The following is a 25,227-nucleotide window of genomic DNA, read 5'->3' as shown; positions in this document are numbered from 1 at the left end:
ATGGTGGCCACTCCTCACCGAGCGTGCTGTCGGTCGTCAGGGGGCGACTCGTCTTCGCGGCGGCAGTCCTGGTCATACTCGCGGTGGTGGCCTTCTTCTTTTTCGGGCGGCAATGGATCGCGGCATACGACGAGGATCACCCGGTCACCTTTGACTGCGTGATCTCGAGCGCGAAAGCTTCCGCAGTTTCTACGCACTCCGGCCGCGGTGTGGGTTCGTACACAGAGCAGGTAGACCTCCACACGTCGAACTGTGGGCATCTCGTGATCCGGGACGGCATCACGAGTGAGAACAGTGCTGCTGTCGCATCGACCTTCGAGAGGGGCAAGAGGTACCGGATCACCTTGGGTGAGGCCTCGCTGAGTCTGCGTACACCGTTGTCCGTGCTCGGGGCGGTGCCAGAGGTTCGGGGATGGGAACGAGGATGAGAAGAGAACGGGTCAGGAAGGCGCAGGTGAGGCGCGCGTCGGGGGCGAAGCGAGGGAACCGATTCGTCTTCGGGATGCTCGGGGTGATCGTCCTCGGAGTCGCTGGGCTCCTGGTAGCAGGGGAAGTGTTCAGGCACTACGACCGGGAGCACCCCATCTGGGTGACCTGCGTTGTCGAATCGGCGTCTCCCGCTACGGGTGGATCGACGTCAGGACGCGGGATCGGGGCCACGTACGATCAGGTCGAGATCGCCACGGATGGCTGTGGACCACTCGTGCTGCGCCGGGGCGTCGACGAGGCCAACAAGGAGCGTCTGGCTGCAAGCTTCAAGCGAGGCACTGGTCACCGGTTCGCGGTGGGCGCTGCTTCCTACCGGTGGCGTTCGGTGCTGCACTTCTTCCGGGCGCCGGTGATCGTGACGGATTCGGCACCACTGCCCGAAGAGGGTCGAGGTTGACAGACAGACAGGTGCGTCGCGAGGCGTCGGAGCCTCGACGCTGGGGATCGCCATGGTGCTGACGTAGTTGACCGTGCCGGAACGGGAGCAGGGTCGGAGCCACCCAGCCTGATACGTTGGATGCAGGCGCCGGCCCTGCCGGCGCCTGCACATCGAGTACCGCGCACAGGGGGCGCCGGCGCTCGAGGGGGCGTGTACGACCGGCCGCGGGGCGGCAGGAGCACGGAACTTCGGGGACGTCCGGCGCGCGAGTGCTGACCGCGAAGGACCATCATGACGACGCCGAACAACGGGCAGCCCGGCGACTGGCAGCCGAACGCGCAGCAGGCACCCGGCTCCCAGCAGCCGAACCAGCAGGCACCCGGCTTCGGGCAGCCGGACCAGCAGACGCCCGGGTACCAGCAGCAGCCCTACGCCGGTACCGGCGCGGGTGTCCCCGCCTGGCAGCCGCCGACCCCGGAGAAGAAGGGGAAGAGCGTCGTGCTCCGCATCCTCATCCCGGTCGTGTCCGTCCTCGCCGCTGTCGGTGCCTCCGTGGGCGTCCGCGCGCTCTTCAACGCCAACGCCGAGCCGTCGCCGTCAGCTCTCGCGACCGAAGCGGCGAAGCAGGTCAACGAGAACTACACGTTCCCGCTCGAACTCGACGAGGTCACGCGGTGGGACGGCGTGACGGCGGACGGCGCGGAGCTCGACTACGCCTACACGATCGACTCCTCGGTCGATCCGGCGAGCCTGACCGCGGCGGACCTCAAGTCGTCGGTCGTGTCGAACGTCTGCCAGAAGAAGGAGTCGCGCGACCTGCTGTCGAAGGCGATCGTGATGCGGTACTCGTACGTCTTCGAGGGCACCGACCGCACGATCGACTTCTCGGTCACCAGCGCCGACTGCTGAAACCCGAGCGGGAGGACTGAGGAGGGGTGACTCCAGCACGGCGAGTCTTCCACGTGCTCCTCGCAGCGGTGGCCTTGACCAGCAGTGCGTTCGTCGAGGTCGGGCACTTCCACGTCACGGGCGGGGCGTTCGCCGTCGTCGCCGGCCTCGGGCTCGCCTACGGCGCGGCGCTCGTCCGCGTCGGGGCGGCGGGCTGCCTCGTGCCGACGGTGCTGTTCCTCGGGAGCTTCGTGGTGCTCGGCGTCCTCGTCGAGCATGCGTCGGACTGGGGGCCGCTACAGTACGGGTGGCTGCCCGCGGTGCTCGCCGGCGCGTTCCTCGCCAGGGTGCTGTTCCCGAACGTCGGGGCGCGGCGGCGCAAGGAGACGGCGGGCCGCGGGCTGCGCACGGCCGGCGGGGAGTGGCTGCGCGAGCTCGGCCCGATCATGCTGTGCATGGGGGCGTTCTGCGTCGCCGCGATGGGGGCGCTCCTGCACAGCGAGGGCGATGAAGCGCTGCGCTACGACGATGCACTCCGGCGGTCCGGTGTGGTCGTCACCGGCGAGGTCGTCCACGTCGAGCGTGCACACTTCACGGGCTACAAGGGACGCGGTCGGACTGAGTACACGCCGGTCACGCGGCAGTCGTTCGAGGGTGTCGAGTACGAGACGGCGCTCGACGAGTACACGGTGACGAACGACCAGGACTACTACCGCGTCGGGCAGCGCCTGCGGATCATGGTGGATCCGGACGACCCGACGACCGCAGGCATCCGATCCGCGGAACTCCGCGAAATGTTCGTCGGCAGGGTCGACCGGGGCCGCGGCTTCGCGTTCACGGCCCTGCCGCTGCTGGCCGCGGGGGCGCCGCTCCTCGCGGTGCAGACCATCGAGGGCATCACGCGGAGGATCCGCACCAGGCACACCCGGCGGTGGGCGAAGGCCCGGCAGCAGGTACTCGCCATCCGACGGCGCGCGCGCCGTCGGGCCGCCGGAGTCGCGTCAGCCCACCGCGCCGGTGCCTTCCCGCCGAGGGACTCGCGGCCGCCTAGGGAGCCCCGCTCGCCGGCCCGGTGATCACGCGACCGTCACCGGAGCAGCAAGCGACGGGGCGAGGCGACCGACCTGACAGAGCGGGCCGTCCGGAGGACCTGCACCGCGCCTCCAGTCCGGGTCGTGCAGATCAGCGGACGACGGTCAGCGCGGCAGGCCGCTGACCCACGCGCGGAACGTGACAGCGTCGCTGTCGCGGAGCACGACTGCTGGTGCCTCCTGCGCGTCGTACAGGAGCGCGAGGCTCTCCGCTGGCAGGCCGGCCAACTGCCGACTCCCGAGAGACGTCGGGGCGACGAGCGCAGGGCTGGCGAGGAACGCGAGGGGCTGCGAGTCGGACTCAGCGACCGCCATCCGGCCGTCGATGAGCGCCCGGACCTCGGCGGGCTGTAGCACGACGACGTCACCGCCGACGAACAGGCGGATGACCGGACGCACGCGACCGCCGGAGCCGAGCGGGACGGTGGTCCAGTCGGCGCTGCACGCGACACCGCGCCAGGGTGGGATCGAGACGCCGTTCGACCCGAGCGCTGCGGGGGCCGCCGCGCGGGGACGGACGACGCGCTCCTGCAGGTACGCCTCGAGCTCCGCGTACCCGCGGGCCAGCCCCATCACGTGGAAGAGTCGCTTCCCCGTCGCGTCACGTGCCTGCAGGCCGCCGTACTGGTTGGCGATCGGCAGCACCGCCGCGATCTCGCTGAGGTCGACCCGACGCTCCTGGTGGAGGCCCTGGCGGACCAGCAGGTGGTCCTCCATTGCGAGCACCCGGGTCCGGCGCATCGAGCGGGAGAGCACGATGCCTCCGATGCCGGCCAGCAGGAGGACGATCGCAATGACGACGAGGCTGGGTTCGACACCGGTCGAGATCGTCGTCGCGGCGCCGAGTGCCAGCAGGGCTCCGACCACGAGGAAGACGATGCCGACGACCCGGATGAGGACCCACTGGAAGGTCCGCAGGCGCACGGTGACGATCGCGCCTTCCTCGTTGGGCAGCGACTCTCCCCGCTCCCGACGGCGGCGATCGCTGCGCTTGGTCGCCGCCGTCACGGATGTCGTGATGACGAACGCCGCGACCATCGCGATGCCCACGGACGTGATCGTGATCCACATGTGCCGTCCCCCTCGTGCTGCGGCCCCTGGACCGAGTGGCCGACCGCCACGTTCACGACGGTCGACCACTCGATCATGCATCCCCGACCACCATTTGGCGTTCGGCGATCCCCCCAGGGCAATGTGCAGAGTATCAATTCCAGGAGGAGCTGCAAGTTCGTATGTCGCCGTGCTGTGGCTCGAACGGGGGTGGTCTCCTCCTGTGGAGGACGGAACCTCACGGTATTTCAGCGGTTAGGATCGATCACGCAGTCGATTCTTGAGGGGGACGATCGTGATGTTGACGCGCGCCGGGGGAACCGGGAACCGGCAGGGGAGCCGCATCGGGGGAGTGGTGGCCGTCACGGGCGCACTCGCGCTGGTGCTCGCAGGGTGCACCGCCGACCAGGACCAGGTGACGGATCCGTCACGCGTGCTGCAGACGGTGGACACGACGCTCACGACGAACGGCGCCGTGAACGCGATCTCGGACACGACGATCTCGGTCGCCGGAGAGCGCTCGTCCTCGAAGACCGTCGACCACGACGTGCAGGACGCGGCGGGGGACCTGCCGCTGCGGATCACCACGCAGTACACGACCGACAAGCGCTCCGGGACCGACCTCGCCGACCTCGACGGGTACTCGGGTCGCGTCGAGATCGACGTCACCGTCGAGAACCTCACGGTCCGGTCGCAGAACCTGTCGTACGACGTCGCAGGATCCTCTCGTTCGACGCCGGCCCTGGTCGGCGCACCGTTCAGCGTCGCTGCCTCGACCGTGCTCGACGGCGTCGCGCCGGACCGCATCGTGACCGAGTCCGTCGACGGTGGCGCCGCCACCGACGGCGTCGTGAGCACGAACCCCGCCGGTGACGCCGTCGTCCAGTGGGGACGGCTGCTCGCTCCGCCGACCTCGGGTGCGAGCAGCACGCTGCACCTCGTCGCCGACGTCCGCGACTTCTCGACGCCCGCGATCGACGTCGCAGCGCAACCCGGGCTGACGACCGACCTGTCGACCAGCGGCGTGATGAACGGGGCGTTCGGGTCCGAGACGGACTCCGAGCTCGCCCTGCAGCGCCGGACGATCGACCTCATCGCACAGGTCAACGAGGTGCTCGCCCGTGCCGGCGGCACCATCACCGAGGTCCGCACGAACCTCGAGTCGACGTCCGAGACCCTCGGTGTGCGGACGGCGGAGCGGCTGCAGGAGAGCAGCGCGTCGCTCGCAAGCACGATGCAGTCGCTGTCGGGGGAACTCGGTTCGCTCAACGGCGACCTCGGCTCGACCGTGCAGGCCACGCAGTCGACGGTGCTGCAGCAGCTGCAGCAGACGACGGGCAGCCTCGACGCGCTGCTCGGGGACACCTCGGCCAAGGCACCGGCGCCCGTGTTGGACGGCGAGGGGTGCGCTGCGGTCCCGCAGACCGGGGCGGCGGGCTCGAGCGTCTACGGCAACCTCCTGCGCGTCTCCGCGCAGCTCGAGGGGTACGCCGACGCGAGCGAGGCGTGCAAGCAGCAGGTCAGCGCCCAGCTCGCCGCCGCCGTCGGGCCGGAGCAACCGGACGAGACCACCTGTGCGATCAACGACAACGTCGACTCACTGACGTGTTCTCTCTTCACTTCTTCGAAGTCGATCAATCAATCGCTCATCGGTCTTGTGAAGGCTGGGGACGACATCGCCACCGTCTTGCGCGGACAGAAGTTCGAGGAGGCCTCGGGCAGCGTCGTGAAGCTGGAGACGACTCTCGATGGCCTGTCGAAGGCGCTCGACGATTACCAGACCGGTGCCGACGCGTCGACCCTTGGAAAAGCGCTGGATGCTCTCGCCGAGAGTTCCACCGCCTTGGCTTCGCGCTCCGACGAACTGCAGGCCGCGCTGAAGTCGGTCCACGACCAGGCTGATTCGGCTCGGTCGCTCATCGACGGGGTCGGTCTGCCTTTCTCAATGGAGCGTCAGAACGCAGCAGTTGCAGATCAGCTGTGCTTACTGGCGGCGCTGAACCGCATTTCGGAGGAAGATGCAGCGCGCCTGCGCGGCTACCTCACAGCAGAACCTTGTGCAGGGGCCGAGCCGGACACGACCTTGAGCCCGGGTCCAGGGTTCGACACTCCGCTGGACGCGCGTCTCGAAGACCAGGCGAACCGCTGGCAAGAAGTCGCCGACGGCACGAAGTCCGAGGGAGCGGCACAGGGAACGGTCGGCGCGTCGGTGAGCGATCTCCGATCCGATCTCGACCAGCTTCGCGCTGCCATCCGGGATGTGCGCGATGCGTCGGCAACTGGTGGTTCGAACGTCGACAAGACCGTGCAGGACCTTCGCGAGGGCATCCAGCAGGCCCAGTCGGAACGCGCGACTGTTGCGAAGCAGCTCGAGTCCGCGCAGCAGACGCAGCTCGACCTGGCGAATCAGGTTCAGGAATCGTTCGCAGATGCTTCCGACAGCTCGACAGCCGCGCTCGCGGAGGCGCTGCGATCGCAGGTGCGAGTCGTCAGCGAGGCATCCGCGACGAGCCGGAAGGCCGTCGTCGATGCGTTCGACAAGTCGATCGCCGGCCTGCGCACCACCTCGGGCGAGGTCACGAGCGACTCGAAGGGCACGATCGACGAGCAGAAGGGCTCGCTGCAGGAGCAGAGCAACAGCCTCGCCTCGTCCGTGGACGAGCAGACCGCGGCGAGCCTCCAGCGCATCGACGCGAGCACCAGCGCCTCGGTCCGCGACGTCGAGGGTGCCAGCACGCTGCTCACCGGCGACCTCAACCGCGTGATGCTCGACCTCGGCGACCGCGAGGTCAACGGCTCCGGCATCCTCGGCGCGATGGCCACGAGCGCAGCGAAGTCCGACTCCGCCGACTACCAGCTCGCCCTCGCATCGCAGAACGCCTCCGGCTACGCCAACGTCCGTGCCGAGGACGTCGCGGGCATCCTCCTGCAGCAGCAGCAGTTCCGCGCCTCGCTCGACCGGGCGGCGAAGCTCCCCGCCTTCCGTCTCGACGTTCCGTCCAGCGCGACGTCGACGACGCTCTACGCCTTCCGGATCGGAGCCGAGCGATGAGCCACGTGCAGGACCACTCGACCGAGGCGGCCGCAGCGGAGCCCGCGGAGACCGCAGCGCCCGACGCCGCCCGGACCCGGAAGCGCCGCCGCACCGCGATCATCGTCGCGGTGGCCGTTCTCGTGGTCGCCGCCGTCGTCACCGCGCTGCTCGCGGTGCGTGTCTCGGCCTCGACCCCGGCCGAGGCGGTCTCCGCGACGGCACCGGTGCCGATCAGTGTCTCCCACGTCCCCGACGGCACGAAGATCGGCGTCGTGGTCACCCTCGGCGACGGCGAGGGTGCCCAGTGGGACGACGCCGCGCAGGGTGCCCTGGTGGCGCAGCGTCGCCTGGAGCTCGGCGGCACGGACGTGCAACTCGTGACGAAGAACGACGGCGGGTCCGCCGACGGCGCACGGAAGGCCGTCGAGGCCCTCGCGTCCGACGGCGTCTCGGGCATCGTCGTGGCCACGTCCGGCGACCACGTCCGTGGGGCGTTCACCGCGGCGGCCGACGCCGGCATCCCGGTCGTCGCACCGTACGCGGCCGGCGCGGACGACGCCTGGTCGACCGCGCCGTCGACGGAGTCCGTCGCGACGGCGCTGCAGGACGCGCTCGGCGACGCCGCGTCGCCGCTGCTCGTCGACCTGGGCGGCGGAGCGCCGTCCGGAGTGCGGTTCGCCCACGTCGTCGACGCGACGAGCGCACCCGACCTCGGCGCTCTCGCCACCACCGTCGCGCAGCGCACCGGCGCGGCGGCGGGCTCCACCGACGCCACGACGGCCGACGACCAGGCTGCAGCCGAGCAGGCCGGAGCCGAGCAGGACGGGGACGAGCAGGCGGCACCCGACTCCGACGCCGTGGTCGTCAGCGGTCCGGCCGGACGACAGGGAGCGCTCGTCGCCGCCCTCCAGGAGGCCAACGTCACCGCTCCGGTCGTCCTGACCCCCGAGGCCACCAGCCCCGCCTTCGCGGCTGCGCTCGCCCAGGCGGGCGGCAGCCTCAGCGGCGCCTTCCGCACCGTCGGGGTCGAGACCGACGACGCCCGTGCCCTGTCCTCGGACGCCGAGGGCCGCGCCATGTCGGCGTTCCTCGGCGGCGTGCGGGTCCTCGCCGACGACGCGGACGCGAAGAACCTCACGGGCGACCGGTCGTTCGCCTCGGTGGCGACCGTGGCCGACGCCCGCAGCCACGACGCCGTCGTGGCGCTCGTGACGGCCGTCGGGACGGCCCGGAGCACGGACGCCGCCGCGGTGTCGGACGCGTTGGCCCGGCTCGACCTCGGGGCCGGAGACGGCCTCGCAGGCCCGGCACTCGACTTCGGCTCGCGACAGGCCCTCGGCGATCCCGCCGGCGTGCTCGCCGCCTCCGCGCAGGACCTCGGGCTCCGCCCCGCCGCTGCGACCGAGGACGACGGGGCCACGCCCGCGCTCGTCTGGTTCTCCGACTCGACCGACTGACCCCGTCCCACCTGCACCACCCGCACCGCCGCACCACGCCCAGGGAGGACCGCCCATGCGCCTGCTGATCGAGCTCGACGACCGCCGCGAGACGATCGAGGCCGACGGGTGGGCGGAGTCCTCCACGCTGGGAGACCTCGTCGCGGCGTCGCTCGGCACCCCGCTCGACCCCGGCACACCCCTGGCGGTCGACGGTCACCGGACGAGCTCCGACACCCCGTTGCGCGACCTGGTGCTCCTCGAAGGGTCCCGGGTCGCCCGCACCACCGAGGAGCCACCGCGCGCCGTCGACGGGTGGAGCGTGACCCTGGCGGGCGGCCTCGGGGCGGGCGTCGTCGTCCCGGTGCCGCGCAGCCGTCGGCTCGTCGTCGGACGCGCTCCGCAGGCGGACGTCGTGCTCCCCACCGAGAGCGCGTCCTGGGAGCACTGCACCTTGGAGCGCGAGGACGACGGTGTCCGGGTGCGCGACTCCGGGTCGACGAACGGCACGGTCATCGCGGGGGAGCGCATCGACGACGAGGGCGTCCTGCTGACCGGGACCACGAGCGTCATCGTGGGCGGCGCGGTCCTGCTGCTCCGTCCCGAGCTGCCGGAGACGACCGTGCCGGCAGCGGGCACGTTGCCCAACCTCACGCCGGCCGCCACGGCGCCGTTCAACCGACCGCCCCGGCCGGGACGGCTCACCGACACCGAGCCGGTGTCCCCGCCGACGCGCAGGGACGTCGCCCCGGCGTCGAAGTTCAGCTGGATCACGGTGGCGGCTCCGCTCGTGCTCGCCGGGGCGATGGTGCTCCTGCTCGGGGACGCCCGCTTCGCGCTGTTCGCGCTGCTCAGCCCCGTGACCGCGATCGGCATGTGGTTCGAGCAGAAGCACCGCCGGGCGAAGAACCTGAAGGAGGAGGAGACGCGCTTCACCGAGGCGGTCGAGACCTTCCGGGGCGAGATCGCCGCGGCGGCAGCCGTCGAGGCGGCCCGCCGGCAGGACCTCGTGCCCGACCCGGCGACCGTCGTGCGTCGAGCGCTCGTCCCCACCACCGACCTGTGGCAGCGTCGGTCGGACGACGACGACTTCCTCAGCCTGCACGCCGGTACCGGTGACGCGCCGTGGCGTCCCGAGGTCGACCAGCGGGCGGCGTCGTCGAAGCTCGAGGACGAGGCGAAGGCCGCGATCGCGGACAGCCGGCTCACGGCGGCGCCGGTCGTCGCCGACCTGTCGGACGCCGGCGTGGTCGGCATCGTCGGTGACCGCGACGGTGCGCTCGCCCTGGCCCGCAGCCTGCTGGCGCAGGCGACCGTGCACTGCGGACCCGCGGACCTGACGGTCGGGGTGTTCTGCGACGCGGGCCGCGAGGACGACTGGTCCTGGGCCTCCTGGCTGCCGCACACGCGCGTCGCGGGCAGCAGCACCGGCGCCCGGTGGATGTCGGCGCAGCGCGACCAGAGCGCCGCCGTCCTGCGTGGGCTGCAGGAGTCGCTCGACGAGCTGCCCACGCCGAACCTGCTCGTCGTCGTGGACTCCGACGTCCTCACTGAGGGCCGCGACGCCCCGGCACGCAGCCTGCTCGGCCGGGGCCGCGCGGTCCCCGGTGTGTCGCTGCGCCCGGGGGAGCGACGCCAGCGGGTGAGCGGCATCGTCATCGCGACGAACGAGCAGCAGCTGCCCGCCGCCTGCACGTCCATCGTCACGGTCGGTGCGGACGCGGCTGCGACGGTCTACCGCCCCGAGGACCGCACGCGGGTCGAGGACGTCGTGCTCGCCGGCCTCACCCCGGACACGGCGGAGCGCGCCGCCCGCGCCGTCGCCCACTTCGACGACCCGGAGCTCACGGTCCCCGGTGCATCGCTGCCGTCGCTCGTCCGCCTGCCCGAACTCCTCGCGCGGAGCGCCGCGGCCCCTGGCGGCACCGCCCGCGCCACCGCCCCGGGCGCGGGCCACGGCGCCGCCGCCGTCGACACGACCACCGCCGAGGGCGTCCGGACCCTCTGGCAGACCAGCACCGGTACCTCGACCCCGGTCGGTTCCTCGGAGTCCGGTCTCCTGGAGATCGACCTGGTGCGCGACGGCCCCCACGGCCTGGTCGGTGGGACCACGGGTTCCGGCAAGAGCGAGTTCCTCCGCTCGTTCGTCGCCGGCCTCGCGGCCCGGAACGACCCCACCCGGCTCAACTTCCTCCTCGTCGACTTCAAGGGCGGCGCCGCCTTCGCCGCCTGCGAACGGCTGCCGCACACCATCGGCACGATCAGCAACCTCGACGAGCAGCTGGCAGACCGAGCCATCCGCGCGCTCGAGGCCGAGCTCGAGCGTCGCCAGCGGGTCTTCGCGACGGCCGGCGCCGACATCGACAACCTCGACGCCTACCTGGCGACACGGCCGACCGAGCCGATGCCGCGCCTGCTCTTCGTCGTCGACGAGTTCGCCATGCTCGCGAAGGAGTTCCCGGACGTCCTGACCTCGCTCGTCGCGATCGCTGCGGTCGGCCGGACGCTCGGCGTGCACATGGTGCTGGCCACCCAGCGGCCGGCCGGCGTCGTGAGCGAGGACATCCTCGCGAACACGAACCTCCGGGTGGCGCTCCGCGTGCAGAGCCGCGAGGACTCGACGAACGTCATCGGCGTGCCCGCCGCGGCGGGCATCGGCCGCCAGCAGACCGGCCGCGCCTACGTGAAGCTCGGGCAGGACGACATCACCCCGGTGCAGACCGCCCTGGTCACCGGCCGCGCGCGCGACGAACGGGTCGAGCAGCCGGTCTCCGTCCGCCCGACCGACGTGTTCGGCGTCCCGGCACCGGCGCCCGCACCCGGGCCGAGTGCGTCGGACGGCACCGACCTCGACGTCCTCATCGAGGCGATCCGCGCCGCGAACGACGCCGCCGGGTACGCGGCACCCCGCCCCATCTGGCCCGAGGCGCTGGGAGCCCGGGTCGACCTGGCAGACGTCCCGGAACCGTCCGACGGTGCCCGCCGCTTCGTGCCCGTCGCGCTCGCCGACGACCCCGACCACCAGCGCCAGGTCGCCGGCGGCTGGGACCTCGACGAGGGCAACCTCGTCCTGATGGGCATCCCGGGCAGCGGCACGAGCACCGCCCTGTCCGCCCTGGCCCTGCGTCTCGCGCGGACGACGAGCCCCGACGACCTCGACCTCCTCGTCCTGGACATGGGACCGGGGGACCTGGCACCGCTCGCGCAGCTGCCGCACACGACGGCCTACGTCGGGTCCGGCGCCGGGGCGGGCGAGCTGCAGGCCCGCTTCCTCCGACACCTGCGCGCCGACCTCGAACGCCGTCGTGCGAGCCCCGGCGGACGTCGCGCCGTCGTCCTCATCGATGGCCTCGCCGCACTCCGCGACGAGTACCAGGACTTCGAGGGCCAGCAGCTCCTCGACGCCCTGTACCGCGTCTACGCCGAGGGGCCGGCGCTGGGGATCTCCTTCGCCGTCTCCACGACGCGGGCGAAGGCCGTCCCGTCCGCCATGGATGAGGTCACGACCCAGAAGTGGATGTTCCGCCTGGCCGACCCGTACGACTACGCGTCCATCGGGGTCCGTCCGAAGGACGTCCCACCGCCCGTGCCGGGTCGGTACATCGACTCGACGACGAAGCTGCAGAGCCACGTCGCGACGCCGTCGGTGCCCCTCGCCGGAGCCGTCGCCGAGGTCGCCGCGGCGTGGCCGGACGCCGCGGCGAAGACGAGCGCCGTCGGACGTCTGCCCGATGCGGTCCGGGTGCAGGACCTCCGGACCCCGGCCCGCTTCGACACGGAGCCGTGGCGCCTGCCGGTCGGCATCGCGGAGGACGACCTCGGCACCGCGGCGCTCGAGGTCTACGACGGCGAGCACGTGCTCGTCGCCGGCCCGGCGCGCTCCGGCAAGTCGACGGTGCTCCTCGCCCTCGCCGACCTGGCACGGTCCGCCGAGGGCGTCCGCCCCGCCGTGTGGGCGGTCTGCGACCGCCGGTCCCCGCTCGCCGACGGCGTGTTCGACCGCCTCGCGGTCGGTGCGGACGAGGTCCCCGCCCTGCTGGCCGGCCTCCGCCTGGAGCGGGGCCCGGTCCTGCTGCTCGTCGACGACGCCGAACGCTTCGACGACGCCGACCAGTCGATCGCCTCGCTGCTGTCCTCCGAGCGGCCGGGCCTGTGCGTGGTCGCGGCCGGCCGGTCCGCCGACCTCCGATCGCTCTACAGCCACTGGACGCGATCGGTCCGGAAGTCCCGCTGCGGCGTGCTGCTGCAGCCCGACGTCGACTACGACGGCGAACTGCTCGGTGTCACGCTGCCGAGACGGGCCCCCGTCGCGCTGACCGTCGGCCGCGGCTACGCCGCATCGGGCGGTGCGGTCCGGCTCGTCCAGACCGCCGCCGCCGGCGCCTGACCGGCGCGACCACCACCGGACGGGAGGCGCATCGCACCGCCGCCACGTGCCTCCCGTCCGGCGGGTCCGCGACCGGGAGGCACGGCACACCGCCGCCACGCACCTCCCGTCCGGCGGATCCGCGACCGGGAGTCGCGGTGCACGCCCGCCGCGCGCCTCCCGGCGTGACCCACGTCACGTCCCGCGACGGCGGACGCCGGTCAGTCGCGGGTGGTGATGCCGAAGGGCGAGCTCTCGAGGTCCGTGAAGTTGCCCACCGTCGCCCGGACGGTGCAGGACGGCGCGACGGACAGCGCGGTCACGACGAGGCCGTCCGAAGACACGGCCAGCGCGCCCGAGCACCCGTCGGCGAAGCGCACCCCGGCCTCCCCGCCGGCGACGTCGGTGAGCATCTCCGACGGCTTCCCGGTCGAGGGGCTGCGGTAGAGGGGGTTCAGTTCGTCGGCACCGCTCGGCCACACGGGTACGAGCGTCACGGGCAGCGTGGTCTGGCTCACCGTGCGGTCGGGCGTGCGGACCTCGACGCCCTGCAGTCGCTGCACGGGGTACGAGGTCCCGGTCACGGCCTGGTCGGTGACGGCCGTCGTGGTCGCGCTGCCCGCCGCGTCGAGCCACTCCTGGAGCCCGGCCTGGTCGGGCACGTCGGACAGCCGCACGGTCGCCTGCACGGTCAGGTCCTCGCCCGCCGGGACCACCACGTCGGAGAGCGTCCAGCCGCAGCGGACGTCGACGCCGGTCAGCGACGGTTGGTTCCGGGCACCACTCGCCTCGTCGCCGGTCCACGTCACCGCGGGACACTCGGACCGCGCTCCGACCCCGGGCACCACCTCGAGCAGCGGGCCGCGGAGCGTCGCGGACTGGGCGGCGTACGTGATCGACAGGTCCACCGTGCCGGCCTGCGGGTCGACGGTCGCCTTGCGGGTCGTCGAGAGTCCGGTCGGCAGCGGACGGTCCTGCTGGTAGGCGCTCGCGGCCTGCGCCGTGCGGGCCGCACTCGGGGTGTCCTTGCCGCCCACGGCGCCGGGGAGCCAGACGACCCCGCCGACGACGAGTGCGGCGACGAGCACCACGCCGAGGGCACCGAGCCCGAGCATGCGGTTCGTGAGCCAGTCCGGGCGCTGCCACCGGCCGCGCGCCGGGGCCTCGGGTTCGCGAGCGGCGGCGACCGGAGGGCGTGCGAGCGGCCGGAAGACCGTCTGCGAGCCTGCCTGCCCGAGTTCGGGCACCGGTCCGGCGTCCTCAGCAGCAGGTGACGGGCCGGAGCCGTCCGCCGGGGGACCGTCGGACGCGGTACCGCCGCCGGGACGGAGTCCGCGCACCACGGTGGCGGGCCGCTCGACCTCGGCGAAGGACTCCGGCTCGGCAGTCGGGGCCAGCGCCGGGGCGTCGGCCAGCTGTCGGGCGAGGCGGCGCAGGGTGGCCGCGGCGTCGGCGGCCGCGGGGCGTGCGGCCGGGTCCTTGGCGAGCATCGTCGACACCGCCGTCCACAGCGACGCGGGGACGTCGAGCTGCGGCGGGTCCGAGGTGACGTGGCGGTAGGCGACGGCGAAGTCGGTGCCCGGTCCGGCGAAGGGGGTGCGTCCGGCGAGCAGCTCGTAGAGCATCACCCCGGCGCCGTACACGTCGGCCGCGGGGCCTGAGCGCCCTTGGCTGATCGACTCGGGGGCCATGTACTGCGGCGTGCCGAGCAGCCCGGTCGTGGTGCGCTGCCGGTCGGCCATGACGGACGCGATCCCGAAGTCCGACACCCGGACGTCGCCCGTGGCGCCGGGTGCCCACGGGGACGCGAGCAGCACGTTGTCGGGCTTGACGTCGCGGTGGGTGACGTCCTGCCCGTGCGCGGCGGCGAGGGCGTCGAGCGTCTCGGCGGTGATCGTCAGGGCGTCCCGGGGCGGCAGCGTCCCGGCGTCGGTGAGCAGGTCGCGGGCGGAGCCCCCACCGACCAGGTCCATGACGATCGCGAGTCGGTCGCCCTCGACGACGAGGTCGCGCACCCGGACGATCGACGGGTGCTGCAGGCCGAGCAGCACGGTGCGTTCGCGGACGAACCGCTCGACCACGGCCGGGTCGGCGGCGAGCTCGGCGCGCAGCAGCTTGGCGGCGACGTGCTCCCCGGTCGCGGTGTGCTCGGTGCGCCAGACCTCGCCGGTCGCGCCGGTGCCGAGCAGGTCGACCAGCCGGTACGACGCACCGAGCGGTTCGCCGCGGCCGTACTGCGCCCGACCCTGCTCCGTCACGTTGCCCCCGACTGCCCCCGGTCGACCCCTCGTCGACCTCGCGTCATGTTACCGGCCGGACCCTGCGGCGTACTGCACGTCGATCGCGTGCTGCGTGAAGCCGGACCGGCGGTACAGCGCCAGCGCGGGCTCGTTGTCGCCCTCGACGTAGAGCGCAGACGCGGTCAGTCCGCGACCGGCCAGCCGGGCCGAGCCCGCGCGCATCAGGACCCCGCCGAGCCGACGCCCCTGCAGGTCCGGCCGGACCGCGACCGCGTAGAACTCGCCGACGCCGTCCTCGACCTTGAGCCAGCACGATCCCGCGAGCGCGCCGGAGTCGTCGCGCAGGAGCAGCAGGTCGTCGCCGGAGAACCACGGCTCGGCCTCGCGGGCGCGCAGGTCCTCGAGCGTCATCCGGCCCTGCTCGGGGTGGTGCGCGAAGGCCGCGGCGTTGAGGGTCAGCCAGGCGTCCTCGTCCTCGGGGTCGCCCGGGCGGAAGGCGTCGAGCCGGTACCCGTCGGGGACATCGGCCCCGGTGGGTTCGTCCGACACCGTCGCCCGGAGCTGCAGCAGGGTCCGTACCGGAGTCCAGCCGTACCGGTCGGCGAGGGCACGGGCGGCCGGGTGGTCCCCGTGCGCCCACGCGAGGCGCGGAACGCCCGAGGCCGCCGTCGCGCCCCCGGCGCCCGGGGTGAGCACCTGCGCGACGAGTGCCGACCCGACGCCCTGGCCACGGGCCTCCGGGGCGACGACGAGTTCCAGCTCGCCGTCCCGGACCACGGCGACCCCGCGTTCGTCCCCGACCACCGCGGCACGGCCGGCGCGCACGTCGACCAGGGTCTGGTCGGAGAACGGCGGGGCCTCGCCCGCGGCGGTCGCGGCGGCGGCGAGCATCTCGACGACGGCGAGCACTACTGGGCCGCCAGCCGGTCGGCCTCGTCGTCGTGCACGTTGAAGCGGTAGCCGACGTTGCGGACCGTGCCGATGAGCGATTCGAGGTCGCCGAGCTTGGCGCGGAGCCGTCGCACGTGCACGTCGACCGTGCGGGTGCCGCCGAAGTAGTCGTAGCCCCAGACCTCGCTCAGGAGCTGCTCGCGGGTGAAGACGCGCGAGGGGTGGGAGGCGAAGAAGCGCAGGAGCTCGAACTCCTTGAAGGTGAGGTCGAGCGGCCGGCCCCGCACCTTCGCCGAGTAGCTCGCCTCGTCGATGACGACCCCGGAGGCCTGGATCTTCGAGCCCGACGGGTTCTTGGCGGCGCGTCCCGTGGTGAGGCGGATGCGCGCGTCGACCTCGGCGGGCCCGGCGCTCTCGAGCACGACGTCGTCGACGTTCCACTCGCTGTTCACCGCGGTGAGCCCGCCCTCGGTCACGACGAGGATGACCGGCGTCGTCGAGCCGCTCGTCGCGAGGATCTTGCACAGCGCCTTGGCGCTCACGAGGTCGAGGCGGGCGTCCACGAACATCAGGTCGCTCTGCGGGGCGTTGACCAGCTGGGCGGCCTCGGCCGGGACGTGGCGGATCCGGTGGCTCAGCAGACCGAGACTCGGCAGGACGTCGCCGGGCGCGGCTGAGGTGAGTACCAGGAGCTGGGCCACAGGACCTCCAGAACGAGGGGACGTCGTGGAGCCATCCTAGTGATGTGTCGGAAGAGGCCCGCCGACCGGCCGGTCGGTCGGGCGTCCCGGTCGGCGAGGCCCTGTCATGATGGAACGCGTGACCGAGCCCGTCCCGCCCCTCGACCAGCGCCGCCTGCGGCTCACCTCCGTGCTGCCGGTCTGGGTCCTCGCCGTGGTCGGTGCGGTGCTCGTGCTGGCCCTGACGCAGAAGGACTCGTTCGCCTGGCTCCTGCTCGTCTTCGTGCTCTGCGTGCTCGTGAGCTTCGTGCTGCAGCTCATCACCGCGACCAAGGACGGGCTGGTCGAGCGGATCAGCATCGCGTCCTCCGGCGCCTTCGTCGTCGTGCTCGTCACGGCCGTGGTGCTGCTGGCGCGCTGAGCCGCGCGACCCGAGACCCGCGACCGCGCGACCTGCGACCGCGCGGCACGCCCCCTGGCGCCGTCAGGCGTCCCGCGTAGACTCGCGGCATGGATTCGCTGCTTGCGCTCGAGCTGTTCTACGTGGGCCTCCTCGGCCTGGCGTCGCTCGCGATCGCGTTCATCTCGGTCGTCGTCGTCGTGAAGCTGTTCAAGGGTCAGCGTTGATCGAACTGCCCGAGGGTCTGGCGCCCGAACTCGTCCCGCTGTCCTGGCTCGTCGGTGTCTGGGAGGGCACGGGCGTCGTCGAGTACCCGGTGGGTGACGAGGACGAGCCCCGCAAGTACGAGTTCGGCCAGCGCGTGAGCTTCAGCCACGACGGCCTGCCGTACCTCAACTACTCCTCGACGACGTGGCTGCTCGACGACGACCACACGCCCCTCGCCGCCGAGATGGGCTACTGGCGCATCGACCGGCCGAACGAGCCCGGTGACCGCGGTCCCGCGATGCTCATGGGCGACGGCCCCGCGCCGTTCAGCACGGTGGAGAGCGTCGAGGCGCTCCGGAACACGACCGACGGCTTCGACGTCGAGGCCGCGATCATCCACCCGACCGGGGTCAACGAGCTCTACGTCGGCCGCGTCAGGAAGGGCCGGATCGACCTGGCCACCGACGCCGTGATGCGCTCGCCGAACGCGAAGGACTACTCGGCCGCGACCCGCCTGTACGGGTTGGTCGAGGGCAAGCTCTTCTGGGCGTGGGACATCGCTGCGCTCGGGCAGCAGCTCACCTCGCACGCCTCGGGGCAGCTCGCGAAGGTCGACTGATGTCCGCCTTCAGCGGGCGCGACGGTTTCGTCGCGACCGAGGCCGGTCCTGCCGCCCACTTCGGCAACCCCGTCGGTGAGCAGCGGGCGCTCGCCTCCGGTCGCGCGGTCGTCGAGCTCGGCCTCGGGGTCGTCACGGTCAGTGGTCCGGACCGCCTGTCCTGGCTCAACTCGATCACCTCGCAGCTGCTCACCGGGCTCGAGCCCGGCGTCAGCACCGAGACGCTCGTCCTCGACCAGTCCGGCCGCGTCGAGCACGCCGCACGGGTGGTCGACGACGGCGAGCTCACCTGGCTCCTCACCGAGCCCGCGGACGCCGCACCGCTCGCGGCCTGGCTCGACTCGATGCGCTTCATGCTCCGCGTCGAGGTCGCCGACCGGTCGGCCGACCTCGTCACGCTCGGCCGCTTCGCGGGTTCGGCAGCGCCCGACGGCGTGGTCGTCGAGTGGGTCGACCCGTGGTCGTCGGTCACGCCCGGCGGATGGGGCTACGCCGCCCCGGAGGCCCATCCCGCCTCCGACTGGACCCTCCGCATCGACGTGGTCACCCCGGACGCCGTGGCTGCGCTGGCAGCGTCGGACACGCCGGTCGCGGGGCTGCTCGCGTTCGAGGCCCTGCGCATCGCCGCGTGGCGGCCCTCGCTCGCGGACGTCGACGAGCGGACGATCCCGCACGAGCTCGACTGGCTCCGCTCCGCCGTGCACCTGTCGAAGGGCTGCTACCGCGGGCAGGAGACCGTCGCCAAGGTGCACAACCTCGGGCACCCGCCGCGCCGCGTGGTGATGCTGCACCTGGACGGCTCGGACGGCGTGCTGCCCGCGCCGGGCACCGCGGTCGAGCTCGACGGCAAGGACGTCGGGCGGCTCACCGCGTCGGCGCTCCACCACGAGCTCGGGCCGGTCGGGCTCGCGGTCGTGAAGCGCTCGCTCGACCCCGCCGTGACGCTGACCCTGACCGTGGACGACGTCGTGGTCACGGCCGCGCAGGAGACGATCGTCCCGCCGGAGGCCGGCGCGACGGCGAACGTCCCGCGCCTGCCCCGGCTCGGAGCCGTGCGCCGCTCGTAGTCGTCGTCGGACGCGGTCCGGCGAGACTCGGCCCCGCGGACGTGTTCGCGCCCGCACGACCGTGGACGTGTCCGCTTGGGCGAGTCTCGTGGCGCGGCGGCCGCTCAGGCGGGAGCGACGGCCGACCACGGGACGCTGAGCTCGCCGAGACGCCAGCGCGTCACCCCGTGCAGTACCGGCCAGCCCCGGTCGCGCATGCCGTGCACCGTCGCGATCCACCGCTGGCGGGGGCCGTACGTGCCGAGCGGAGCGGCGACCGCCCACGCACGGTCGAGGTCGAGCAGGAACGCGTGCACCCGCTCCCCGGGGACGTTGCGGTGGATCAGGGCCTTCGGCAGTCGCTCCGCCACGATGCTCGGCAGCTCGAGGTCGGCGACGCGCAGGGACACCGTGAACGTGTGCGGCTCGTGCTCGTCGAGCGTGACCCAGGACGCCACGCGGCCGACCTCGTTGCAGGTGCCCTCGACGAGTGTCCCGCCGGGCTGCAGGCGGTCCTGCATGATCCGCCACGAGTCGACGACGGCGGATTCGTCGTACTGCCGCAGGACGTTGAACGCCCGGATCACGGCGGGACGGCGGCCACCGGGCGTCGGCGTCTCGAAGCCGCCGAGCCGGAACGTCACCCCGTCACGGGTGCCCGCGTTCGCCAGCGCCACGCGTGACGGCTCGATCTCGATGCCGGTGACCTCGACGTCGGGTCGGACCCGGGCCAGCCGGTCGCGGAGCTCCAGGGTCGTCGTCGGTCGAGCGCCGTACCCGACGTCGGCCACGAGCGGGTCGTCCGTCCGGCGCAGGACGGGGAGCGCGGCGATCCAGCGGTCGACACGACGGAGCCGGTTGTACCCGGTGGTCCCGCGCGTGACGTTCCCGATGGGCATGGACCCCAGGGTACCGAGGCGCACCCGCTCGGTAGACTCGGACGCATGACCTCCACGCTCGTCCTGCTGCGTCACGGCAACAGTGACTGGAACCAGAAGAACCTGTTCACCGGTTGGGTCGACGTCCGGCTCTCCGAGCTCGGCGAGAAGGAGGCGAAGCGTGCCGGCACCCTCATCGCCGAGTCGGGCATCGTCCCCGACGTCCTCTACACGTCGCTGCTGACCCGCGCGATCCAGACCGCCGACATCGCCCTGCTCGAGGCCGACCTGGCCTGGCTGCCGGTGAAGCGCGACTGGCGCCTCAACGAGCGCCACTACGGAGACCTGCAGGGCAAGGACAAGGCCCAGACGCTCGAGCAGTACGGCGAGCAGCAGTTCATGGAGTGGCGTCGCTCGTTCGACGTGCCGCCGCCCCCCATCGCGGACGACGCCGAGTGGTCGCAGGCCGGGGACCGCCGCTACGCCGACCTCGGCGACCAGCTGCCCCGCACCGAGTCGCTGAAGCTCGTCATCGACCGGCTGCTGCCGTACTGGGAGTCCGACATCACGAAGGACCTGGGCGAGGGGAAGACCGTCCTGGTCACCGCGCACGGCAACTCGCTCCGCGCCCTCGTGAAGCACCTCGACGGCATCTCCGACGACGACATCGCGGGCCTCAACATCCCGACGGGCATCCCCCTCGTGTACGAGCTCGACGACGACTTCCGTCCGACGAAGCCCTCGTACTACCTCGACCCGGAGGCCGCCGCTGCCGGTGCCGCCGCGGTCGCCGCGCAGGGCGCCAAGAAGTAGCACCAGCACGACGAACGCCCCGCCGGACACCGGCGGGGCGTTCGTGCACCTCGGGCGGGCCTCAGACGAAGTGGTCGGCGATCTCCTGCACGAGCGCCCCGACGTCGTAGGGGCGACCGGTGTCGACCCGCACGACGGGGACGCCCGGCAGCCCGATCGGTGCGGCCGCGTCGCCGTGCTCGTCCCAGAAGGCCAGGATCTCCGCCAGGTCCCCGTGCACCTCGTGCCGGACGGGCAGTGTGCCGGGCTCGTACCGGTCGCGCAGCCGGTCCGCGGCGGTGACCCGGTCGACCTGGCAGAACACCTCGACGGCGCGCGGTGAGCCGGCGGAGGCGAGTCCGGCCTCCAGACGGTCGCGGTCACGGGACGGCAGCCAGACGGCGTCGAGGACGACCCCGTTCTCGACGGCCTGCGCCATCGACCACATCGTGTCCATCGCGATGCCGCCGAGCTCGCGCGAGCCGATCATCGGACCGACCACGTCGGCCAGGGGTTCCTTGATGCGGTCCTTCGACAGGAAGGGACAGCCGAGCACCTCGGCCAGGGCGGCGCCCACCGTGCTCTTGCCCGAACCGGGCATCCCGTTGACGACGATCGCGACCTGAGCCATGCCACGATCCTGGCAGAACCCGTCAGGCGGGGGAGGCCGTCACCGACGCGGCGCCGGTCCAGTCGCCGGTCGCCAGGTACTCGACCTTCTTGGCGATCGACACCGCGTGGTCCGCGAAGCGCTCGTGGTAGCGCGAGGCCAGGGTCGCGTCGACCGTGTCGATCGGGTTCCCCTTCCAGGTCTCGCCGAGCACGAAGTCGAACACGCTCGCGTGCAGCTCGTCGACGGCGTCGTCCTCGTCGCGGATCTCCGCGGCCAGGGCGATGTCCTCGGTCGCGAGCAGGCGCGTGAGCTTCTGGGCCATCTGCACGTCGTGCGCGCCCATCTGCTTGAAGGTGCCGCGCAGGCCCTTCGGCACGACCTTCTCGGGGAAGCGCTGGCGGGCGAGCTGCGCGATGTGCTCGGCCATGTCGCCCATGCGCTCGAGCGACGAGCTGACGCGCAGCGCGGTCACGACGACGCGGAGGTCACGGGCGACCGGCGCCTGCCGCGCGAGGATGTCGATCGCGATCTCGTCGAGGCTGTTCGCCGCGTGGTCGATCATGGCGTCGTCGGCGATCACCTCCTCGGCGAGGGCGACGTCGGACTCGCTGAACGCCTGCGTCGCACGGGTGATGGCGGACTCGACGAGTCCGGCGATCTCGGTCAGACGCTCCTGGACGTCCTGGAGCTCCTGCTGGAAGACTTCGCGCATGGGGGATGTGCCTCTCTGATGCGTACCGGACGAGTGTCGTCAGCCCAGGTGAACGAACGGTGACCTGCGGCTGAACACCTCACGATCCGGGGCCTCGACTGAGCGGAAGCGGGGTGAACGGCGTCGGAACCCCGCGTGACGATCCCTACACTGGCGGCATGGACAACGCGTGGCTCGTGCCACTGTCGATGCTCCTCGGCGGGGTCTTCGGCGCAGGGGTCGTGGTGCTGGTCATCACGGCGGAGCGCACGGCCCGGGCAGCCGACGTCGCGGAACGGACGCTGCCCGACGGCGTCGCCGCGGTCATCGCCACGATGCACAACCCGGCCGTGGTCGTCGACCCCTCGAACACGGTCGTCGCCGCGTCGCCGCAGGCACTGACCGTCGGGCTCGTCGTGCGGCGGAAGCTCGTGCACGCCGAGCTCGTCGCCCTGGTGGACCAGGTGCGCAGGAGCGGGGAGATGGGGTCGGAGGACCTCGAGCTGCCCCGCGGGCGCAGCGGGGAACTGGTCGGCTACCTGAGCTTCCGGGCGGCGCAGCTCGGCAACCGCTACGTGCTCGTCACGGCCGACGACCTGACCGAGAGCCGCCGCATCGACGAGGTCCGACGCGACTTCGTGGCGAACATCTCGCACGAGCTGAAGACCCCCATCGGGGCGATCGGCCTGCTCGCCGAGACCCTCGTCGTCGCCGCCGACGACCCGGACCACGTGAAGCGGTTCGCCGGGCAGCTCATCACCGAGTCCGAGCGGCTCGGGGCCCTGACGAAGGACATCATCGAGCTGTCGCGGCTGCAGTCGGTCGACACCCTCGAGAACAGCGAGGAGACGTCGGTCGACAAGATCGTGCAGGCGGCGGTCGACGCGAACGAGGTCGTCGCCCGCGCCCGGGAGATCGAGATCGTGCGGGCCAAGCGGTCGAAGCTGCGGGTCATGGGCGACCCGGGGCTGCTGCAGGTCGCGGTGTCGAACCTCATCGCCAACGCGGTCAAGTACTCCCCGGACCACACCCGTGTGGGCGTCGGCGTCCGCTCGACCAAGGGCTTCGTCGAGATCGCGGTGACCGACCAGGGCGTCGGCATCCCGGAGGCCGACCTCGACCGCGTGTTCGAGCGCTTCTACCGCGTCGACCCCGCACGGTCGCGGGCGACCGGCGGCACCGGTCTCGGGCTCGCCATCGTCAAGCACGTCGTCGGCAACCACGGCGGCGACGTCCGCGTCTGGTCGCAGCCCGGCAAGGGCTCGACCTTCACGATCCGCCTGCCCGAGGCGGATCCCGAACTCACCACCGCACTCGAAGAGCAACTGGAAGAGCAGTCATCGTGACCAAGATCCTCATCGTCGACGACGAGCCGGCCCTGAGCGAGCCCCTGGAGTTCCTCCTGCAGCGCGAGGGGTACGAGACCGCCGTCGCCGCGGACGGCGTGACCGCGCTGTCGAAGTTCGACACCGAGAACCCCGACCTGATCCTGCTCGACCTCATGCTGCCCGGGCTGAGCGGCACCGAGGTCTGCCGGCAGGTCCGGACGCGCTCGAACGTGCCGATCATCATGCTCACCGCGAAGGACTCCGAGGTGGACATCGTCGTGGGGCTCGAGCTCGGCGCCGACGACTACGTGACGAAGCCGTACTCGACCCGTGAGCTCCTGGCCCGGCTCCGGGCGGTGCTGCGTCGGCGCACCGAGGACGACCCGGGCGACAGCGGCATCCTGCAGGTCGGCGGGATCCGGATGGACGTCGAGCGGCACACCGTGTCGGTCGACGGGGCGGAGACGCCGATGCCCCTCAAGGAGTTCGAGCTGCTCGAACTCCTGCTCCGGAACGCCGGACGCGTGCTCACCCGCGGGCAGCTCATCGACCGCGTGTGGGGGTCGGACTACTTCGGGGACACGAAGACGCTCGACGTGCACATCAAGCGCATCCGGTCGAAGATCGAGCGCGTGCCGAGCGCCCCGGAGGTCCTGGTGACGGTGCGCGGTCTGGGGTACCGGATCGAGGGCTGACCGGCGACGCACGGGAGGCCCGGTGCCGGTTCTCGGAACCGGCACCGGGCCTCCGGTGCGTTGCGTCAGATCGTCGCGCCCGTCCGGCGCGCGGCGGTCAGTTCGTGCCGCTGTCGCCCTCGGACGAGTCGGTCTGCGAGTCGCCCGACTGGGTGCCAGGAGCCGTGGCGTCGCCGGTGGGCTCGGAGCCGCTCTCCGACGGCGAGGTCTCCGTGCTCGACGGGGTGGCCGACGGGGACGTCGTCGGGGCGAGGGTCTGGTACTCCTCGAGGGCGCTGGTGAGCACCGGGACGTTGGCCGAGACGCCCTCGGCGCCCGAGTACGAGAAGTACGTCTTGACGAGCGAGCCGGGGACGGCGTCGGCGCCCGAGAAGACGAGCTCCGGCTGGCCAGCGGAGCGCGTGCCCTGCGTCTCGGCTCCGGACTGGACGCTGGACTCGGCCTCGCTCGAGGGACCGGCCGGGACGGCGGGATCGACGTGCGAGTTCGCCGGGATCTCGACCGTCTGGGTCACGCCGCCGACCTCGACGCTCATGGTGACGTCCTTCGACCCGGTGTTGATGAAGCTCCCGACGAAGCGCGCGTCCTCGCCGCCGTCGGAGATGAGCAGCGCGTTCCGGATGTCGATCGAGCCGGTGCTGACGTTCACGCCGTCGGTGATCTGCTTGATCTCCTTGGTGTGCGCGGGCGACATGAACTCGCAGCCGGTGGCGCCGAGCGCGATGGATGCCGCAACGGCGACGGACACGAGTACCCGAGCTCGCAAGAGATTCCTCCGGAAGATCACGATGTGGACCAGGCGGTCCGCGTCCATCCTACCGATCGTCGGGGGTGCGGGCCGCCCAGGCCCCTTACCCGAAAGGTCCTTGTGGTAAACTGGGGGTCCTGGGAACGGAGCCTGATACATGCAATTCGAGGTCGGCGAGACCGTCGTCTACCCCCACCACGGGGCGGCAACCATCTCTGAAGTCAAGACGCGCGTCATCAAGGGCGAGGAAAAGGTCTACCTGAAGCTGCGTGTCACGCAGGGTGACCTGACGATCGAGGTGCCGGCGGACAACGTCGACCTGGTCGGCGTCCGTGACGTCATCGGCAAGGAAGGCCTCGACAAGGTCTTCGAGGTCCTGCGGGCGCCCTTCACGGAAGAGCCCACGAACTGGTCGCGCCGGTACAAGGCGAACCTGGAGAAGCTGGCGTCCGGTGACGTCATCAAGGTCTCCGAGGTCGTGCGCGACCTCTGGCGCCGCGACCAGGACCGCGGGCTCTCCGCGGGTGAGAAGCGGATGCTGGCCAAGGCCCGGCAGATCCTGATCTCCGAGCTCGCCCTGGCCGAGAAGACCGACGAGGACAAGGCATCGACCGTCCTCGACGAGGTCCTCGCCTCGTAGCGCGGACCGCCGCTGGACGACACGAC

General features: G+C 72.1%; 22 protein-coding genes. 14 read left to right on the top strand and 8 right to left on the bottom strand.

Going from position 1 to position 25,227, the window contains the following annotated elements:
* The first annotated feature begins 23 nt into the window (after positions 1 to 23).
* The 4 genes from PIJ49_RS06340 (at position 24) to PIJ49_RS06325 (ending at position 2,832) form a co-directional block, all read left to right on the top strand.
* A complete protein-coding gene (locus PIJ49_RS06340) occupies positions 24 to 428 on the top strand; it encodes a hypothetical protein (RefSeq protein WP_271826109.1) in 405 nt (134 codons plus the stop codon).
* 125 nt (positions 429 to 553) lie between these two features.
* Entirely contained in the window at positions 554 to 886 is a 333-nt protein-coding gene (locus PIJ49_RS06335) for a hypothetical protein (protein WP_271826108.1), read from the top strand.
* A 273-nt stretch (positions 887 to 1,159) separates the two neighbouring features.
* Positions 1,160 to 1,777, top strand: coding sequence for a hypothetical protein (locus tag PIJ49_RS06330; protein WP_271826107.1), 618 nt, complete (start codon positions 1,160 to 1,162; stop codon positions 1,775 to 1,777).
* 74 nt (positions 1,778 to 1,851) lie between these two features.
* A complete protein-coding gene (locus PIJ49_RS06325) occupies positions 1,852 to 2,832 on the top strand; it encodes a DUF3592 domain-containing protein (RefSeq protein WP_271826106.1) in 981 nt (326 codons plus the stop codon).
* A 120-nt stretch (positions 2,833 to 2,952) separates the two neighbouring features.
* On the opposite strand, the gene PIJ49_RS06320 is transcribed toward PIJ49_RS06325, so the two are convergent.
* A complete protein-coding gene (locus PIJ49_RS06320) occupies positions 2,953 to 3,918 on the bottom strand; it encodes a hypothetical protein (RefSeq protein ID WP_271826105.1) in 966 nt (321 codons plus the stop codon).
* A gap of 274 nt (positions 3,919 to 4,192) precedes the next feature.
* On the opposite strand from PIJ49_RS06320, the gene PIJ49_RS06315 reads away from it, so the two are divergent.
* Genes PIJ49_RS06315 through PIJ49_RS06305 form a run of 3 tightly spaced genes read left to right on the top strand, consistent with a single transcriptional unit; the run spans position 4,193 to position 12,754 of the window.
* A complete protein-coding gene (locus tag PIJ49_RS06315) occupies positions 4,193 to 6,949 on the top strand; it encodes a coiled-coil domain-containing protein (RefSeq protein ID WP_271826104.1) in 2,757 nt (918 codons plus the stop codon).
* Positions 6,946 to 8,388 carry a type 1 periplasmic-binding domain-containing protein gene (locus PIJ49_RS06310; RefSeq protein WP_271826103.1) on the top strand — a complete coding sequence of 481 codons (1,443 nt, stop codon included), beginning with the start codon at positions 6,946 to 6,948 and terminating at the stop codon, positions 8,386 to 8,388. Before PIJ49_RS06315 ends, PIJ49_RS06310 begins: the two co-directional genes overlap by 4 nt.
* Before the next feature lie 55 nt (positions 8,389 to 8,443).
* Positions 8,444 to 12,754, top strand: a complete 4,311-nt coding sequence (locus PIJ49_RS06305; protein ID WP_271826102.1) for a type VII secretion EssC family protein — start codon at positions 8,444 to 8,446, stop codon at positions 12,752 to 12,754.
* Positions 12,755 to 12,954: 200 nt separating this feature from the next.
* Here the strand turns inward: PIJ49_RS06305 and PIJ49_RS06300 are convergent, their stop codons facing one another.
* The 3 genes from PIJ49_RS06300 to PIJ49_RS06290 are packed head-to-tail and all read right to left on the bottom strand — an operon-like array spanning position 12,955 to position 16,565.
* Positions 12,955 to 14,991, bottom strand: coding sequence for a serine/threonine-protein kinase (locus tag PIJ49_RS06300; RefSeq protein WP_271826101.1), 2,037 nt, complete (start codon positions 14,989 to 14,991; stop codon positions 12,955 to 12,957).
* Between the two features lie 48 nt (positions 14,992 to 15,039).
* The gene (gene mshD, locus PIJ49_RS06295; RefSeq protein WP_271826100.1) at positions 15,040 to 15,882 is read right to left on the bottom strand and encodes a mycothiol synthase; all 843 of its coding nucleotides are present in this window, start codon (positions 15,880 to 15,882) and stop codon (positions 15,040 to 15,042) included.
* Positions 15,882 to 16,565: a response regulator transcription factor gene (locus PIJ49_RS06290; protein ID WP_066656694.1), complete on the bottom strand. Its 684-nt coding sequence runs from the start codon at positions 16,563 to 16,565 to the stop codon at positions 15,882 to 15,884. Before PIJ49_RS06290 ends, mshD begins: the two co-directional genes overlap by 1 nt.
* Before the next feature lie 118 nt (positions 16,566 to 16,683).
* Between PIJ49_RS06290 and PIJ49_RS06285 the strand changes: the two genes are divergently transcribed.
* The 3 genes from PIJ49_RS06285 (at position 16,684) to ygfZ (ending at position 18,837) form a co-directional block, all read left to right on the top strand.
* Complete coding sequence (locus PIJ49_RS06285; protein ID WP_126891649.1) at positions 16,684 to 16,965, top strand: hypothetical protein; 282 nt, start codon at positions 16,684 to 16,686, stop codon at positions 16,963 to 16,965.
* Positions 16,966 to 17,167: 202 nt separating this feature from the next.
* The gene (locus tag PIJ49_RS06280; RefSeq protein ID WP_066656691.1) at positions 17,168 to 17,770 is read left to right on the top strand and encodes a heme-binding beta-barrel domain-containing protein; all 603 of its coding nucleotides are present in this window, start codon (positions 17,168 to 17,170) and stop codon (positions 17,768 to 17,770) included.
* The gene (ygfZ, locus tag PIJ49_RS06275) at positions 17,770 to 18,837 is read left to right on the top strand and encodes a CAF17-like 4Fe-4S cluster assembly/insertion protein YgfZ (protein ID WP_271826099.1); all 1,068 of its coding nucleotides are present in this window, start codon (positions 17,770 to 17,772) and stop codon (positions 18,835 to 18,837) included. The genes PIJ49_RS06280 and ygfZ overlap by 1 nt, the downstream gene beginning before the upstream one ends.
* Positions 18,838 to 18,941: 104 nt before the next feature.
* Here the strand turns inward: ygfZ and PIJ49_RS06270 are convergent, their stop codons facing one another.
* Positions 18,942 to 19,715 carry a class I SAM-dependent methyltransferase gene (locus tag PIJ49_RS06270; protein WP_209685415.1) on the bottom strand — a complete coding sequence of 258 codons (774 nt, stop codon included), beginning with the start codon at positions 19,713 to 19,715 and terminating at the stop codon, positions 18,942 to 18,944.
* 45 nt (positions 19,716 to 19,760) lie between these two features.
* Here PIJ49_RS06270 and PIJ49_RS06265 point away from each other — a divergent pair, with 45 nt between their 5' ends.
* Positions 19,761 to 20,507, top strand: a complete 747-nt coding sequence (locus PIJ49_RS06265; protein ID WP_066656688.1) for a phosphoglyceromutase — start codon at positions 19,761 to 19,763, stop codon at positions 20,505 to 20,507.
* 61 nt (positions 20,508 to 20,568) lie between these two features.
* Here PIJ49_RS06265 and PIJ49_RS06260 read toward each other — a convergent pair whose 3' ends face one another.
* Both PIJ49_RS06260 and phoU read right to left on the bottom strand, forming a co-directional pair.
* Positions 20,569 to 21,117, bottom strand: coding sequence for a P-loop nucleotide/nucleoside kinase family protein (locus PIJ49_RS06260; protein ID WP_251155270.1), 549 nt, complete (start codon positions 21,115 to 21,117; stop codon positions 20,569 to 20,571).
* Between the two features lie 22 nt (positions 21,118 to 21,139).
* Positions 21,140 to 21,811: a phosphate signaling complex protein PhoU gene (gene phoU, locus PIJ49_RS06255; RefSeq protein WP_066656682.1), complete on the bottom strand. Its 672-nt coding sequence runs from the start codon at positions 21,809 to 21,811 to the stop codon at positions 21,140 to 21,142.
* 158 nt (positions 21,812 to 21,969) lie between these two features.
* Between phoU and PIJ49_RS06250 the strand changes: the two genes are divergently transcribed.
* Entirely contained in the window at positions 21,970 to 23,136 is a 1,167-nt protein-coding gene (locus PIJ49_RS06250) for a sensor histidine kinase (protein ID WP_066656668.1), read from the top strand.
* Entirely contained in the window at positions 23,133 to 23,813 is a 681-nt protein-coding gene (locus tag PIJ49_RS06245; protein ID WP_271826098.1) for a response regulator, read from the top strand. The genes PIJ49_RS06250 and PIJ49_RS06245 overlap by 4 nt, the downstream gene beginning before the upstream one ends.
* Before the next feature lie 97 nt (positions 23,814 to 23,910).
* Here PIJ49_RS06245 and PIJ49_RS06240 read toward each other — a convergent pair whose 3' ends face one another.
* Positions 23,911 to 24,627, bottom strand: a complete 717-nt coding sequence (locus PIJ49_RS06240; RefSeq protein ID WP_209685419.1) for a hypothetical protein — start codon at positions 24,625 to 24,627, stop codon at positions 23,911 to 23,913.
* A 91-nt stretch (positions 24,628 to 24,718) separates the two neighbouring features.
* Between PIJ49_RS06240 and PIJ49_RS06235 the strand changes: the two genes are divergently transcribed.
* The gene (locus PIJ49_RS06235; RefSeq protein WP_017888066.1) at positions 24,719 to 25,201 is read left to right on the top strand and encodes a CarD family transcriptional regulator; all 483 of its coding nucleotides are present in this window, start codon (positions 24,719 to 24,721) and stop codon (positions 25,199 to 25,201) included.
* Positions 25,202 to 25,227 lie beyond the last annotated feature (26 nt).

The organism is Curtobacterium uvaldense (genome assembly GCF_028307415.1).
Lineage (GTDB): Bacteria > Actinomycetota > Actinomycetes > Actinomycetales > Microbacteriaceae > Curtobacterium.
Note: the sequence above shows the minus strand (reverse complement) of the source record. Positions and strands in the feature narration are given on the sequence as shown.

Coding starts and splice junctions, on each gene's coding strand:
- PIJ49_RS06260 (WP_251155270.1), bottom strand. CDS start 21,117: ATGGCTCAGGTCGCGATCGTCGTCAACGGGATGCCCGGTTCGGGCAAG.
- PIJ49_RS06270 (WP_209685415.1), bottom strand. CDS start 19,715: ATGCCCATCGGGAACGTCACGCGCGGGACCACCGGGTACAACCGGCTC.
- PIJ49_RS06250 (WP_066656668.1), top strand. CDS start 21,970: ATGGACAACGCGTGGCTCGTGCCACTGTCGATGCTCCTCGGCGGGGTC.
- PIJ49_RS06240 (WP_209685419.1), bottom strand. CDS start 24,627: ATGGACGCGGACCGCCTGGTCCACATCGTGATCTTCCGGAGGAATCTC.
- PIJ49_RS06310 (WP_271826103.1), top strand. CDS start 6,946: ATGAGCCACGTGCAGGACCACTCGACCGAGGCGGCCGCAGCGGAGCCC.
- phoU (WP_066656682.1), bottom strand. CDS start 21,811: ATGCGCGAAGTCTTCCAGCAGGAGCTCCAGGACGTCCAGGAGCGTCTG.
- PIJ49_RS06235 (WP_017888066.1), top strand. CDS start 24,719: ATGCAATTCGAGGTCGGCGAGACCGTCGTCTACCCCCACCACGGGGCG.
- PIJ49_RS06265 (WP_066656688.1), top strand. CDS start 19,761: ATGACCTCCACGCTCGTCCTGCTGCGTCACGGCAACAGTGACTGGAAC.
- PIJ49_RS06305 (WP_271826102.1), top strand. CDS start 8,444: ATGCGCCTGCTGATCGAGCTCGACGACCGCCGCGAGACGATCGAGGCC.
- ygfZ (WP_271826099.1), top strand. CDS start 17,770: ATGTCCGCCTTCAGCGGGCGCGACGGTTTCGTCGCGACCGAGGCCGGT.
- PIJ49_RS06330 (WP_271826107.1), top strand. CDS start 1,160: ATGACGACGCCGAACAACGGGCAGCCCGGCGACTGGCAGCCGAACGCG.
- PIJ49_RS06320 (WP_271826105.1), bottom strand. CDS start 3,918: ATGTGGATCACGATCACGTCCGTGGGCATCGCGATGGTCGCGGCGTTC.